This window comes from Eudoraea algarum, from assembly GCF_050589645.1.
Taxonomy (GTDB): Bacteria; Bacteroidota; Bacteroidia; order Flavobacteriales; family Flavobacteriaceae; genus JBNGOQ01.
The window spans coordinates 1,025,627-1,039,339 of record NZ_JBNGOQ010000001.1 but is presented as its reverse complement, the minus strand read 5'-3'; the positions used below and the strand labels follow the sequence as shown (position 1 = coordinate 1,039,339).

Below are 13,713 nucleotides of genomic sequence, written 5' to 3'. Positions count from 1 at the left end.
GAAAATATCGTGCCAAAGTAACTAAATATTTTAAAATGAACGATTTAACTTTGTTGAAACTGCTAAGAAAGTTCTGGTCTATGTTAAAACTGTTGTCCTATGATAAAGTGCGTTTGCCAACCACTTGGACCTACCGATCCGGGTATGTTGTCCGAATCAAATCCATATCCAAAATCAATTCCCAACAGGCCAAATGCGGGCATGAAAATCCGCAATCCAACTCCGGCCGATCGTTTTATTTGAAACGGATTAAATTCCCGAAAATTGTTGAAAGCGTTACCGCCTTCCAAAAATGCAAGTCCGTAAATGGATGCCGAGGGTTTTAAAGTAAGTGGATATCGCAATTCCAAAGAGAACTTATTGTAGATCACTCCGCCTTCCTGCTGGCCTGTCAAGGGGTCCACAGGGGTTAGCGATTGGTTCTCATAGCCCCGTAATTGTACCACATCCCTACCGTCCAAGGTAAAATTGCCAAGGCCATCGCCCCCTACAAAAAACCGTTCAAAGGGAACATCGCCTATATCATTGTTGTAATTCCCCAAAAACCCAAGTTCGGCATTGGTACGCAACACTAACTTTTCTACCAAACGGGTGTACCAATCCCCTTTGAATTTGATCTTGTAAAACTCCAAAAGATTAAAACGTTCCGCTTCCAATTCTTCCAGACGTTCGTTTATATCCGCTATTTCCGGATCGTTCGGCACCAACGCAGTACGTTGCTCCAAAAGGTCTTCGCTCTCTGAGCGCAATGCTTTGAAGTCCTTATTGCTGAAAAGTGAGTAGGGCGGGGTAAACTTGGCCGTAACCTCAAAAGTGGATCCGTATAAGGGATAGATACGCCCTGGCCCTGCTGAATTTCTTGAAATCCCAAAAGTATAGGTCAGGGAATTGGCAGTTCCATTTCCAAAATTAAACAAGCCCGAGGTAAAATCCTGGAATCTATATAACTGATATCCTAGCGCATGGGATACCGTAAAAAAGTCGTCTGGCCATTGCACCCGCTTGGCAAGGCCAACGGATACCCCGGTAATCGAAAATTGTCTTGACTTATCTACCTGTATCCTTCCGTTGTTTCCAAAGGACGTTCCAAACTGCTGGGTCCTGGACAGGGACATGTTAAAACGGACAGGTTTTTTGCCCCCAAGCCAAGGTTCGGAAAAATTAAGGCTATACACCCTAAAGGTCCTACTGGCCTGTACCCTAAGCGCAAATGTTTGTCCGTCTCCCATGGGGACGGGTTTATACGCTTCCCCATTAAAGAGGTTCTTGATGGAGAAATTACTGAATGAAAGACCTAGGGTACCTATAAAACCACCACCGCCAAAGCCGCCCTGCAATTCTATCTGGCTAGATCCAGATTCCACTAAGCTATACTCAATATCTACCGTACCTTCGTTGGGGTTGGGGTTCTGGATATCCGGTGAAATCTGTTCGGCATCAAAGAAGCCCAATTGGCCCAATTCACGAATACTCCGTACGATATCGGCCTTGCTGTATTTTTGACCGGGACGTGTGCGCAACTCCCTGAAAATTACATGGTCATTGGTCTTGTCGTTGCCAACTACGGTTACATGATCTAAAAAGGTCTCCTTACCTTCTATGATGCGTATTTCAAAATTTATGGTATCGTTTTCGGCTGATACCTCTACCGGATTGATACTGGAAAACAGATAGCCGTTGTTTTGGTATAAATTGGTAATGTCCTCGGCATCCGGTTTGGAGTCGTCCGCTATGCGCTTTCTTAAAAGAACCCCGTTGTAGGTAGCTCCTTTTTTAATACCTAACACCTGTGACAACTGTCTATCGGTATATACAGTATTCCCAACAAAGTCTATATCACCAAAATAGTACTTATCGCCCTCCTCAACCTTGATCTTTACGTCTATGTTATGATCATCTACTACTATCACGGTATCCGAGAGGATCCTGGCATCCCTATATCCGCTTTCGGCATACTTGTCCACCAGGGAAGACAAATCCTCGGTATAGTCGGCCTCTATATACTTGGATTTCTTCCAAAAACGATAGAACTTCCTTTTCTTGGTGTTTTTAAGGGATTTACGAAGCTTTTTTGCAGAGAGCTGTTCATTTCCCTCGAAAACGATATCCCGGATTTTTACCTTGTCGCCTTTCTTTACATTGATCACCATATTCTGTGAATTGGTGGCCGAGGTATCCCTGGCTGTGGCAATGTTAACCTTCGTATTTAGGTACCCTTGTTTCCGGTATTTATTTTCAAGGTAGTTCTTTGTATTGGCGATAAGACTCTCGGTAATCTTTTTCCCCTTCTTTAAATCGGTGTCGTTGATAATATCCGGCACCTTTCTTTTCTTTACCCCATAAACGGTAACTTTGGAAAGAGTGGGGCGCTCCAGGATATTCAATTCCAGAAATACACGATCGTCCTCTACCTTGGTTATATAAAATGAGATATCGCTGAACAGTTCCAGCCCCCATAGTTTTTTGAGTATGGCACTTATTTCCTCTCCTGGCAAGGTAATGGGCTGTCCTACCCTAAGACCGGTATAGGTCTTTACGGTCTGTTCGTTATAACTTTGCAGACCGGTGACCTCCAAGCCACCGAGTATATACTTTTTACCATCTTCGTACGAAGTCTCTTGGGCAAGTGTGGTAGTTGTAAATAAAAGGAATATGAGTATACATGAAAATACTAGAGATATGATCTTTTTCATATCTCTAGTTGAGTTGTTCGCTAGTTTTTCCAAATCTTCTTTCTCTGTTTTGGTAATTTATGATTGCCTCTACCAAATGATGCTCACTAAAATCGGGCCAAAATACGTCAATAAAATATAATTCAGCGTATGCAATTTGCCAAAGTAGAAAATTGCTGATTCTATGCTCTCCACTGGTGCGGATCAGCAGGTCTACATCGGGCAAGTCATGCGTGTAAAGATGAGTATTAATAATGGTTTCGTCAATAGTTTCGGGAGAAATTATATTATTTTTAACTTTGACACTTATTTCATAAACAGCGCTTTTTATTTCCTCTCGCGCTCCGTAGCTCAAAGCCAAAGTCAATGTCATTCCCGAATTTTCACTGGTTTTGGAAATGACCTCATTCAGTTCTTTATAGGCCTTCTTTGGGAGGGACGCAATATTTCCTATCGCGTTCAATTTTATGTTGTTCTTGTTTAGGGTATCGAGTTCCTTCTTGAGGGATGAGACTAGCAGCTTCATGAGCGTGTCCACCTCTATTTTTGGTCTTTTCCAATTTTCTGTTGAGAAGGCGTACAGCGTGAGGTAGTCCAGTCCGATCTTAGCGCAGTTTTCTACCGTCTGTTTTACCGCCTTTACGCCATTTTCATGCCCAAAGACGCGCTGTCTGCCCTGCTGCTTAGCCCATCTGCCATTGCCATCCATAATAATGGCAATATGATTCGGCAATTTACCGTCATTTAAATCCTTAATAGTGCTCATTCTAGTGCTACTCGAAACAATCGGAACACGGTTTTCTTCCAAAGGTATACGTTAAGGTAACCCCTGAGAAAACGTACCAATCATCACTTAAAATGTTTCCAAATCTGAACTGTTCAAAGTTGGATCCTTCGGGGTTGCTAGCGTCCAAATTATCGGTGAACGTATATCTGGCCCCTACTTCGGCCCCCAATATCAAAAATTGGTTCAGTCTTGCCTTAAGTCCAACCGTCATCGGGATGGCAAAAGATCCTTCTTTTTGATTTATTTCCTGCAACTGGCCTGCGTCAAAATAATTAAAGTCGTACCTAAAATAGGTAACCCCCGTATACAGGTAGGGCGTAAAGGCCGGTCCCAATTTATGCAGGTTGTATTCCACAAAATGAAATTCCAGGCCTGCGGAGGCTTCCAAAATGGAATTGTCCATGACAAAACCCCTTTGTTCCCTTGACGTATCTCCCGATTTCGTGTCATCAGCCGTAAAGCTTCCATATATCACACTGGCGCGCCATGCATATCTTTTGCTCTTGTTCCATTTGAACAATCCTCCAAAAGCCGGACCGGAAGGCAGCACGTAGTTGGTTCTTCCCACGTCGCCAATATTGTTGGCTCCTCCTGCAAAAACACCTACTTCATATGTCTGCGCACCAACTTCTCCAAAGATAAATACAAGAAATAAAACAATAAATACTCTCATTAAATCTAAAAGTTTGCAAATATAACAATTCCAGCATTTTAGCCTAGAAAATTATCATATCTCTTGTTCTCTCTTGATAAACAGCTTTTAGCGTCATTTATTGTTCATTATAATCTCAATTCCGCCGGTCTTCTCCCCATAATAATTTGTTTCGAAGGGTCTTTAAAAAACTTTCCGAGGTGTACTCGATCAGTTTTATGGTGAAGTCGGCTTTTTGTACGGTGATTTCCATTCCATTTTCCAGAGTGGCGATCCGGGAGTCCAGGGAGACGAGGTGATGCTCTTCCCTACCGGAGACTTTAAGCCGTATTACCGTATCGTCCGATATAACAAGGGGTCTTGCGTTAAGGTTGTGCGGGGCGATGGGGGTAAGTATCAACGATTTGGCCGTAGGCGTAATAACCGGGCCCCCACAGCTTAAGGAATATCCCGTAGAACCGGTAGGCGTGGCAACAATGAGCCCATCTGCCCAATAGGAAGTTAAATATTCATCGTTCAAATAGGTTTCCACTGTAATCATGGAAGTGGTATCCTTTCTGCTCACAGTAATTTCGTTGAGCGCAAAGTTCAACTCCCTAAATTCTGGAATATCGTAATCCGTCCGCACTTCAACAAGGCTTCTTTCCACTACGGTATAGGCCCCGGCCACAAATTCGCGGACCACCTTCCTGACTTCCTCTTTTTTAAAAGTAGAAAGGAATCCCAACCGCCCAGTGTTTACCCCTACCATGGGTATGCCCAAATCCCGGACATAGGTAGCCGCCCTTAAAATAGTGCCATCGCCCCCAAAACTCACAAACATATCAAAGGAGGTATCCAGTCCTTTTTTTTCAGTGAAGGTCTTATAAGGAACTACCTTGGCCGAACGGGACAGGAGTTTATAGAAATCCTCCTCCAAATAGACCTCTGCCGATTCCTTTTCAAGCTCTTCCAAAAGCTCAAGCACAGGGGATACGGCATTGTCCTTATAAGTTTGACCGTATATGGCAACTTTCATACGTTCATATATTTAGTATATCGGTCAGACCCACCCAACGGCAGGTAGCCGTAGTTCGTCTACAAACATATTGGTCGTTTCCAAAATTGATGTGGTCCATTTTATCTATCCAAAAAATTGGTCATGAAGCGCCGATCGTTGCCGATCCGCTAGGGCAATGCTTATTTTATACGTTTAGATATTTATCCAAATAATCCGAACGCTGTTTTAGGTCCTCCAGAAATTGATCGTCATTGTTGCCAAATACAATGCTGTAATTATAGCGTCTAAAACTTTGGATGATCTCATTGAGGTTCGAAGTTCCTATTTTTATCGTAATCTGCACCACATCGTTCCTACTATCGGTAATGAATCCGCCCAACAATTTGGCATTGTTGCTCTCAACGATCTGCGCGATTTCTCCAAAGGAATAGTCTTTTATTCCCTTGGCCAGTACCAGAATACCCCCGGGTTCCGTAAAAAAAGGTGTTTCTATAAACACCCCTACGATGTCCGTAAGATCGTAATAACCTACTACTTTCTCGTTATCGTCCAAAACCGGTAATAAATTGGTGTCGTTCCTTGCAAAAAGCTCCAATACATCCAACCAAGAAGTCTCTTTGAGCACAAAGAAAGATTCCAGGGAATAGCGATAATCCTCTATGGTTTTGTGATCTTCAAAATTTCGCAGATCGTTCTCCCCTAGCACACCCACAAAATGTTGGCCCTCCTGTATAGCTACATGGGTAAAGGTAGAGTCATTGAAAAACTGTACAACATCTTTCAAGGGATTCCCTATCTGAAAAACAGGGAGCGAGGTGATTATGTGGGACTGAATCTGCATAACTTCATATATCTAACGCAAAATACTAATTTTAAATATCAAAAGGTATGCCTAATTTGTATTTTTGCGCTTAATACAAAGAGATCTACCGAAATGACAAAACTGAGTGTAAATATTAACAAAATAGCAACCTTGCGAAATGCCCGGGGCGGCAACGTGCCAGACCTTCTCAAGGTGGCAGCGGATATCGAAAGTTTCGGTGCCCAGGGTATAACCATACACCCTAGGCCAGACGAAAGACATATTAGGTACAGCGATGCCCATGAACTTAAAAAAATCGTGTCGACCGAATTTAACATTGAGGGAAACCCCGTACCAAAATTCATTGACCTGGTTTTGGAAGTAGTGCCCGAACAAGTGACCCTGGTACCCGATGCCGTGGATGCCATAACGTCCAACGCAGGTTGGGATACCCTGGCACATAGGGGTTTTTTAAAAGAGGTGATCCAAACCTTCAAGGATAAGGGCATAAGGACCTCCATCTTTGTGGATGCCGATCTAAAAATGGTGGAGGGTGCTGCCGAAACGGGAACGGACCGAATAGAGCTCTATACGGAAAGTTATGCAAAAGCTTTCGATAAGGGAAATATGGAGGGTGTAAAGCCCTTTACCTCGGCTGCACAATTGGCCCATAGTTTAGGCCTAGGGATTAACGCCGGCCATGATTTGAGCTTGGACAATATAGGGTACTTCAAGGAAAGTGTACCACATCTTTTGGAAGTCTCCATAGGCCATGCACTCATCTGTGAGTCCCTGTACCTGGGTCTGGAAAACGTAGTGAACATGTACCTAAACCGATTGCACTGATGCAACAGCTTCATTCTAAGATTTTGGGAGAGGGAAAGCCCTTAGTAATTTTGCACGGCTTTTTGGGCATGTCGGACAATTGGAAGACCCTTGGGGCCCAATATGCCAAAGCAGGTTTTCAGGTACACCTCATCGACCAGCGCAACCATGGCAGAAGTTTCCATTCGGACGCCTTTGACTACGACATTCTTGCAGACGATATTTTGGGGTACACAGCGCAGCACGGCATAGGGCAGGCAATTGTTATGGGCCATTCCATGGGCGGTAAAACCGCTATGCAGCTGGCCACGGACCAGTCTCAACTGGTTGAAAAATTAGTGGTTGCCGATATTGCGCCAAAATTTTATCCTCCCCATCATCAGGATATCGTAGACGCGCTCAATACCATTTCCATACATCATATAAGCTCCAGAGGGCAGGCAGATGAAGCGCTCTCCCGGTATATCCCCGATCTGGGAATCCGGCAATTTTTATTGAAAAACCTATATTGGGCGGACAAAGAGAGGTTGGGATTTCGGTTTAATCTTCCGGTCCTGAGCCAAAAAATGGAAGAGATTGGAGAAAATATCCCCCCTACGGCCCAGTACTCCGGTCCTACTCTTTTTCTGCGAGGTGATCGATCCGAATATATTTCGCCCGACGACTATCCCGGAATCAAAAGACATTTTCCCCAGGCAAAAATTGAGGTCATAGATAATGCGGGCCATTGGCTGCATGCCGAAAACCCACAACAGTTCTTCACAAAATCCATGGCCTTCCTGAATTCTTAAAAATGTCTTAATTGTTAAAAACACTCCTGATTTATTATGCATGCATAATTTTTTACCCCAGAGTATTGCGAGTGTCATAATTTTGGTTAATTTTGGTTTTACTGTATTAACAGGAATTTAACGTAAACTAACTTAAAATTATATCCATGAAAAAGAGTATAGCATTGCTCGCAATTTTAGGGCTTGTCTTTGTTTCTTGCAGTGAGGATGATGCTGTGATACCCCCAGTGGTTACCCCTCCGACAGTCGATTTTACCAGTGGTTCCGCCAACTTTTCTACTTACGTTGCGGTAGGGAATTCCCTGACAGCCGGATTTTCCGATAATGCCCTGTTCATAGATGGCCAAACGGCTTCCTTTCCCAATATGTTGGCTTCCAACTTTGCCTTGGTGGGTGGAGGTAGTTTTTCCATTCCCTTTATGGCCGATAACTTGGGTGGTGCTACTTTGGGCGGTGTTCCTATACTTGGAAATCGCTTGTTTTTGGACTTTTCAACGGGCTCTCCCTTACCCACACCAGTAGCGGGAACGGGCAGCACGGAAATTTCGAATATACTATCCGGGCCCTTTAACAATATGGGGGTGCCCGGTGCCAGAAGTTATCACTTGGTCGCTCCAGGATACGGGAACGTAGCTGGGGTACAACCTGGACTTGCCAATCCGTTTTTTGCACGCTTTGCCTCTTCGCCCGGTACTACCGTCTTGGCAGACGCAGCTGCACTGGCCCCAACCTTCTTTTCACTTTGGATAGGCAGCAATGATATTTTGGGATATGCCACTGCTGGCGGTAGCGGTGAAGATCACAATGAAACCGGAAATTTGGATCCGGCAACCTATGCCGGCAATGACATTACCAACGCCAATGTATTCGCAAGCGTCTATGACGGCTTGTTGCAAACCCTTACCGCGAACGGCGCGGATGGGGTGGTGGCCAATATCCCGGAGGTGACCTCCATTCCGTTTTTTACCACGGTACCCCATAATCCGGTACCTCTGGATGCCGCAACGGCCGCCCTGCTAAATGGGGCCTATGCAGCTTACAATGGCGGATTGGCCCAGTTATCGGGCATAGCCTTACCTGCTGAGGAAGCGGAAGCCCGTATGATATCCTTTTCTGCTGGAGAAACCAACGCTGTTGTTATTATTGACGAAGATCTCACCGATCTTACCGGAATCAATCCGGCACTGATCAATATGAGGCAAGCCACAGCGGAAGATCTTGTGGTCCTGATCGCAAGGACATTTATCGGAACCCTGGCCAATCCTAACGACCCAACTTCTATTAACGGAGTGGCAGTTCCGTTGGCCGATCAATGGGTACTGACCCCTGAGGAACAAGAAGCGATTTCAAATGCCATAACCGCATACAATCAGACCATAGCCGCCTTGGCCACCCAGTATGACGTAGCCTTGGTAGATGCAAATGCCTATTTGGAAACGGTCTCCCAGACGGGGGCTCCCTTGGCAGATGGCAGCACCGTAACTTCTACATTCGCTGTAGGCGGGGGCTTTTCCTTGGACGGGGTACACCCATCGCCCAGGGGATACGCTTTATTGGCCAACCTTTTTGTAGAAGCGATCAATACAAAATACGGCTCCAACTTGCCGGGGGTGAATCCATTGGATTTCACTGGTCTGTATGTTGAATAATCTGGAAAATATGCTTACTTTTAAAGGTACCGATGTTCGGTACCTTTTTTATATAACCAAAATACAAACCCTATGAAACTGATCTTAAGGATTCTCCTGAGCGCCCTGGCCGTGGTCATACTCGCCAAGGTATTGCCGGGAGTAGGCGTGGACTCTTACACCACCGCCATCATTGTGGCCATTGTACTGAGCCTGTTGAACTTTTTGGTGAAACCAGTTTTGGTCATTCTCACCCTTCCGGTCACCGTGCTCACCCTTGGGCTTTTTCTCCTTATCATCAATGCGATAATCATTCTTATCGCCGACCACTTTATCAGTGGTTTCACAGTAAGCAGCATCTGGTGGGCGGTACTTTTTAGCCTGTTATTGTCCTTCTTGCAGTCCATACTGTTTTCCCTGCTCAAGGAAGATAAATAACTTTAAGGTATTCTTATGGCATTCAGTATTTTAAAAACTTGCCCGACTTCATAAAAAGTTCTATTTTTGCCTCCCATTTTATTATGCAAAATTAGAGATACAAATGAATATTACGAAAGAGCAGATCGATGAGTTGAATGCCGTGGTAACAGTTGCCCTTACCAAGGAGGATTACCAAGAGAAAGTAGACGGTATCCTTAAGGATTACAGGAAGCAGGCCAACATTCCTGGTTTCAGAAAAGGTCAGGTGCCCATGGGGTTGATCAAGAAACAATATGGGAAGGCCGTTTTGGTAGATGAGGTGAACAAGCTCTTACAGGACAATCTCAACAAATATCTTACGGAGGAGAAATTGGATGTGCTGGGAAATCCACTTCCAAAGCAACAGGACAATTTTAACTGGGATGCCGAGGAATTGGCCTTTGAATTTGAGTTGGGATTGGCCCCTGATTTTGAAGTGCCCCTTAAGACCAAAAAGGCCATTATCCACTATCGTATCGTTGCCGATAAAAAGATGATCGACGATCAGGTAAATCGCATACAGAAACAGTACGGTAAATTGGTAAACAAGGCCAAAGTGGACAAGACCGATGAAGTTACCGGTACTTTTAGCAACGAAGCCGAAGAAATAGACCATAAGAGCACCCTGGAGTTGGACAAGGTAAAGAGCAAAAAAGCACTGGAAAGTCTCGTGGGGAAAAAAGTGGGCGATGTGATAACACTTAAGACCAAAGGGCTCTTTAAGGAGGATTACCTGCTTACCAGTGCCTTGGGAATCCAAAAGGAAAAGGCCGAAAAACTGAATGTGGAAGTTACCTTTACCATAACTGAAATCAACGAAAGGGAGCCGGCGTCCTTAGATCAGGAACTGTTTGATAAGCTCTTCGGCAAGGACGTTGTAAAGTCGGAAAAAGAGTTGAAAGCAAAACTAAAGGAAGATTCGGAGAAACAATTTGAGCAACAAGCAGATCAAAAGCTGCTCAACGATGTGACCGAAAGGCTCATTGAGACCACAAAGTTTGAACTTCCTACAGACTTCCTTAAAAAGTGGATACAGATGACAGGAGAAAATCCATTGACAGAGGAAGAAGCGGTTGAGGAATATGAAAAATCCGAGAAAGGGCTTCGCTATCAGTTAATCGAGGGCAAGATCATTAGGGAGAACGACATCCAAATTCAATTTGATGAGCTTAAGGAATTCGCCAAGGGATTCATTAAGTCCCAAATGGCACAATACGGCCAACTAAATCCTCAGGAAGAAGAACTGGACAATATAGCGGCCAGGGTATTGGGCAATCAGGACGAGGTAAAACGACTATCCGAACAATTAATGAGCCAAAAATTGTTGACGCTTTACAAGGAGAAAGCAAATCTCAAAACCAAGGAAGTTACCTATGAAAACTTTGTCAAAGAAGTGTATGGGTAGTTTTCCAAAATAAAATAAGTATCTTTACGGTGCCGAAACGTTTAGTTTTTCGGCACCTTTTTTTTGTTTAAAACATATTGTATACAGACCAATGGATTACGGAAAAGAATTCAAGAATTACGCCATAAATCACCAAGGGATAAGCAGTACCTACTACGATGATATCCTGAGCAGCATGTATCCTACGGGCATGACCCCCAATATCATTGAGGAACGACAAATGAACATTGCCATCTTTGACGTTTTTTCCAGGCTTATGATGGATCGCATCATCTTTTTGGGAACCGTGATCAACGATCAGGTGGCCAATATTATCCAGGCACAATTGCTTTTTTTGGAAAGCACGGATAGCAATAAGGATATACAAATTTATATCAATTCCCCCGGAGGCAGTGTTTATGCAGGCCTGGGGATCTATGACACTATGCAGTTCATAAAACCTGATGTGGCAACCATATGCACGGGCATGGCGGCTTCCATGGGGGCCGTACTCCTCTGTGCCGGGGAAAAGGGCAAGCGTAGTGGCCTTACCCACTCTCGCGTTATGATCCACCAACCTTTGGGCGGTGCCCAAGGGCAGGCGAGCGATATTGAGATTACGGCACGGGAAATCCTTAAACTTAAGGACGAACTGTACCAAATCATAGCAAAACATTCCGGACAGTCCGTTGAAAAGGTACACGAGGACAGTGACAGGGATTATTGGATGAAAGCTGAAGAAGCTAGAAAATATGGGATGATAGACGAAATTTTGGTAAGGGATAGGGATTAAATTCGACGTATTACCTTGAAAAATAGCGGGTACACGCTTTTGCAATAAACCAAAACCCCCATTATTTCGTTACTATCTATAAAGTTAGACACAATTATGGCCAAGGAAAACTTAGAATGTTCTTTTTGCGGAAGGAAAAAACCGGAGACCAATCTTTTGATTGCCGGTCTGGATGCGCATATTTGTGATCGTTGTATAGAACAAGCGCATGGCATTGTTTCTGAAGAATCCAAGCAATCAAAAAACCATGACCTCTCCTCCGAATTGGTATTGAGAAAACCAAAGGAGATCAAAGATTTTCTGGATACCTTTATCATTGGCCAAGAGCGCACCAAAAAAGTAATGTCGGTTGCGGTCTACAACCATTACAAAAGACTCTTGCAACCCAGTTCCAAGGAGGACGAGATAGAAATACAAAAGAGCAACATCATCATGGTGGGCCAAACCGGTACGGGCAAGACGCTCATGGCCAAAACCATAGCTCGAATGCTCAATGTTCCTTTGGCCATAGTGGATGCCACGGTATTGACCGAGGCCGGCTATGTGGGCGAGGATGTGGAAAGTATTCTCACCCGGCTGCTCCAGGCCGCCGACTACAACTTGGAAAAAGCGGAACGCGGCATCGTGTTTATCGATGAGATCGATAAAATTGCCCGTAAGAGCGACAATCCTTCCATTACCCGTGATGTATCGGGCGAAGGCGTACAACAAGGGCTTTTAAAACTTTTGGAGGGCACCTCGGTAAATGTGCCGCCCAAGGGAGGAAGAAAACATCCTGATCAGAAATTCATTGAGGTGAACACCGAAAATATTCTGTTTATAGCCGGTGGTGCCTTTGATGGGATAGAGCGCATCATTACAAAGCGGCTCAATATGCAGGCGGTGGGATATAGTGCCTCCAAGGCAGAGGACAATTTGGACAACACCAATGTGCTTCAATACATCATTCCCAGGGATTTAAAGGAATTTGGACTGATTCCTGAAATCATAGGGAGGCTTCCGGTACTTACCCATATGAATCCATTGGACAAAAAGACTCTAAGGGCCATCCTAACGGAACCTAAAAATGCCATCATCAAACAATATGAAAAATTGTTTGCCATGGATGATATCAGTTTTAAGATAACCGAGCAGGCCTTGGATTATATTGTTGAAAAGGCCATTGAATACAAATTGGGTGCACGCGGCCTACGTTCGCTTTGCGAGGCCGTTTTTACGGATGCAATGTTTGAGCTGCCCAGTAGCGATGAAAGTGAATTTAAGGTGACTAAACCCTATGCGGAGGACAAATTATCGCACGAGACCATTAAAAAGCTAAAGGCGGTTTCCTAAGCTTCCTGTTTCCGAATTGCCCTTTCGAGCAAATCCTGACACACTTTTCGGACGATTTTTTCATCGGTGTACAGTTCGTGCCCAAAATTGGGTACCAACTCCATGGTCACTCCTATATCCTTTGACCATTCGGTAGACGGTCTAAAAGAATCGCGATCCCCATACATAAGGGTCAGCGGAACTTCGGGTCTTTCTTCCTCCAAACGCAGTCTGGTTGCAGAGATGGTGTACAGGGATTTCATAGGCAATCCCAAAAGACCGGCTTTCCATGCAATGGTTCCTCCCGTACTAAAGGCCAAGTAGTGAGAGGCCTCGTTCTCCTTCTTTAACAGATGGGCCACAGCAGTGCATATACCCCCTTCCACAAATTCCTTATGGATATTTTCGGCGGTATCTACAGTGAGATCAATATTTGCCAGTTGCTGGCAATCATAAAAAACAATGTTGAAATACTGTTGTAAATAGCCCAGATAAGAGGTAATCCAGAGGCCTTTTTTGGCGCCCCACATATCCGATACAACAACTAATCTTTCTGCCATATTTGGGAGTTTATATTATACTTTCGGTTAAGTTTTGGTTATAAATATG

The 13,713-nt window shown here is 44.3% G+C and carries 13 protein-coding genes; 7 read left to right on the top strand and 6 right to left on the bottom strand.

Going from position 1 to position 13,713, the window contains the following annotated elements:
• Positions 1–83: 83 nt before the first annotated feature.
• The 5 genes from ACRD67_RS04790 to ACRD67_RS04770 all read right to left on the bottom strand — a co-directional run bounded on the left by ACRD67_RS04790 (position 84) and on the right by ACRD67_RS04770 (position 5,952).
• Positions 84–2,693 carry a BamA/OMP85 family outer membrane protein gene (locus ACRD67_RS04790; protein WP_430965898.1) on the bottom strand — a complete coding sequence of 870 codons (2,610 nt, stop codon included), beginning with the start codon at positions 2,691–2,693 and terminating at the stop codon, positions 84–86.
• Between the two features lie 4 nt (positions 2,694–2,697).
• Positions 2,698–3,438: an undecaprenyl pyrophosphate synthase gene (gene uppS, locus ACRD67_RS04785; protein ID WP_430965897.1), complete on the bottom strand. Its 741-nt coding sequence runs from the start codon at positions 3,436–3,438 to the stop codon at positions 2,698–2,700.
• A gap of 7 nt (positions 3,439–3,445) precedes the next feature.
• On the bottom strand, positions 3,446–4,132 hold the full coding sequence (porG, locus tag ACRD67_RS04780; RefSeq protein WP_430965896.1) for a type IX secretion system protein PorG: 687 nt from the start codon (positions 4,130–4,132) through the stop codon (positions 3,446–3,448).
• Between the two features lie 115 nt (positions 4,133–4,247).
• The gene (locus ACRD67_RS04775; RefSeq protein WP_430965895.1) at positions 4,248–5,129 is read right to left on the bottom strand and encodes an NAD kinase; all 882 of its coding nucleotides are present in this window, start codon (positions 5,127–5,129) and stop codon (positions 4,248–4,250) included.
• 166 nt (positions 5,130–5,295) lie between these two features.
• A complete protein-coding gene (locus tag ACRD67_RS04770) occupies positions 5,296–5,952 on the bottom strand; it encodes a CBS domain-containing protein (RefSeq protein ID WP_430965894.1) in 657 nt (218 codons plus the stop codon).
• Between the two features lie 93 nt (positions 5,953–6,045).
• On the opposite strand from ACRD67_RS04770, the gene ACRD67_RS04765 reads away from it, so the two are divergent.
• The 7 genes from ACRD67_RS04765 to clpX all read left to right on the top strand — a co-directional run bounded on the left by ACRD67_RS04765 (position 6,046) and on the right by clpX (position 13,125).
• A complete protein-coding gene (locus ACRD67_RS04765; protein WP_430965893.1) occupies positions 6,046–6,759 on the top strand; it encodes a pyridoxine 5'-phosphate synthase in 714 nt (237 codons plus the stop codon).
• Positions 6,759–7,529 carry an alpha/beta fold hydrolase gene (locus tag ACRD67_RS04760; RefSeq protein ID WP_430965892.1) on the top strand — a complete coding sequence of 257 codons (771 nt, stop codon included), beginning with the start codon at positions 6,759–6,761 and terminating at the stop codon, positions 7,527–7,529. The genes ACRD67_RS04765 and ACRD67_RS04760 overlap by 1 nt, the downstream gene beginning before the upstream one ends.
• Before the next feature lie 146 nt (positions 7,530–7,675).
• On the top strand, positions 7,676–9,178 hold the full coding sequence (locus tag ACRD67_RS04755; protein WP_430965891.1) for an SGNH/GDSL hydrolase family protein: 1,503 nt from the start codon (positions 7,676–7,678) through the stop codon (positions 9,176–9,178).
• 72 nt (positions 9,179–9,250) lie between these two features.
• Positions 9,251–9,595: a phage holin family protein gene (locus ACRD67_RS04750; RefSeq protein ID WP_430965890.1), complete on the top strand. Its 345-nt coding sequence runs from the start codon at positions 9,251–9,253 to the stop codon at positions 9,593–9,595.
• Positions 9,596–9,698: 103 nt separating this feature from the next.
• Positions 9,699–11,021, top strand: a complete 1,323-nt coding sequence (tig, locus tag ACRD67_RS04745; protein WP_430965889.1) for a trigger factor — start codon at positions 9,699–9,701, stop codon at positions 11,019–11,021.
• 91 nt (positions 11,022–11,112) lie between these two features.
• Positions 11,113–11,793 (top strand): ATP-dependent Clp endopeptidase proteolytic subunit ClpP, encoded by a 681-nt coding sequence (gene clpP, locus ACRD67_RS04740; RefSeq protein WP_430965888.1) that lies wholly within the window; start codon positions 11,113–11,115, stop codon positions 11,791–11,793.
• 96 nt (positions 11,794–11,889) lie between these two features.
• Positions 11,890–13,125 carry an ATP-dependent Clp protease ATP-binding subunit ClpX gene (gene clpX / locus ACRD67_RS04735; protein WP_430965887.1) on the top strand — a complete coding sequence of 412 codons (1,236 nt, stop codon included), beginning with the start codon at positions 11,890–11,892 and terminating at the stop codon, positions 13,123–13,125.
• Here clpX and ACRD67_RS04730 read toward each other — a convergent pair.
• Entirely contained in the window at positions 13,122–13,664 is a 543-nt protein-coding gene (locus ACRD67_RS04730; RefSeq protein WP_430965886.1) for an alpha/beta fold hydrolase, read from the bottom strand. The genes clpX and ACRD67_RS04730 overlap by 4 nt on opposite strands.
• Positions 13,665–13,713 lie beyond the last annotated feature (49 nt).

Excerpts from the sequence above, each read along its gene's own strand:
- ACRD67_RS04760 (WP_430965892.1), top strand. The coding sequence starts at position 6,759 with ATGCAACAGCTTCATTCTAAGATTTTGGGAGAGGGAAAGCCCTTAGTA.
- ACRD67_RS04770 (WP_430965894.1), bottom strand. The coding sequence starts at position 5,952 with ATGCAGATTCAGTCCCACATAATCACCTCGCTCCCTGTTTTTCAGATA.
- ACRD67_RS04775 (WP_430965895.1), bottom strand. The coding sequence starts at position 5,129 with ATGAAAGTTGCCATATACGGTCAAACTTATAAGGACAATGCCGTATCC.
- porG (WP_430965896.1), bottom strand. The coding sequence starts at position 4,132 with ATGAGAGTATTTATTGTTTTATTTCTTGTATTTATCTTTGGAGAAGTT.
- ACRD67_RS04790 (WP_430965898.1), bottom strand. The coding sequence starts at position 2,693 with ATGAAAAAGATCATATCTCTAGTATTTTCATGTATACTCATATTCCTT.
- ACRD67_RS04755 (WP_430965891.1), top strand. The coding sequence starts at position 7,676 with ATGAAAAAGAGTATAGCATTGCTCGCAATTTTAGGGCTTGTCTTTGTT.
- clpX (WP_430965887.1), top strand. The coding sequence starts at position 11,890 with ATGGCCAAGGAAAACTTAGAATGTTCTTTTTGCGGAAGGAAAAAACCG.
- tig (WP_430965889.1), top strand. The coding sequence starts at position 9,699 with ATGAATATTACGAAAGAGCAGATCGATGAGTTGAATGCCGTGGTAACA.
- uppS (WP_430965897.1), bottom strand. The coding sequence starts at position 3,438 with ATGAGCACTATTAAGGATTTAAATGACGGTAAATTGCCGAATCATATT.
- ACRD67_RS04730 (WP_430965886.1), bottom strand. The coding sequence starts at position 13,664 with ATGGCAGAAAGATTAGTTGTTGTATCGGATATGTGGGGCGCCAAAAAA.
- clpP (WP_430965888.1), top strand. The coding sequence starts at position 11,113 with ATGGATTACGGAAAAGAATTCAAGAATTACGCCATAAATCACCAAGGG.
- ACRD67_RS04750 (WP_430965890.1), top strand. The coding sequence starts at position 9,251 with ATGAAACTGATCTTAAGGATTCTCCTGAGCGCCCTGGCCGTGGTCATA.
- ACRD67_RS04765 (WP_430965893.1), top strand. The coding sequence starts at position 6,046 with ATGACAAAACTGAGTGTAAATATTAACAAAATAGCAACCTTGCGAAAT.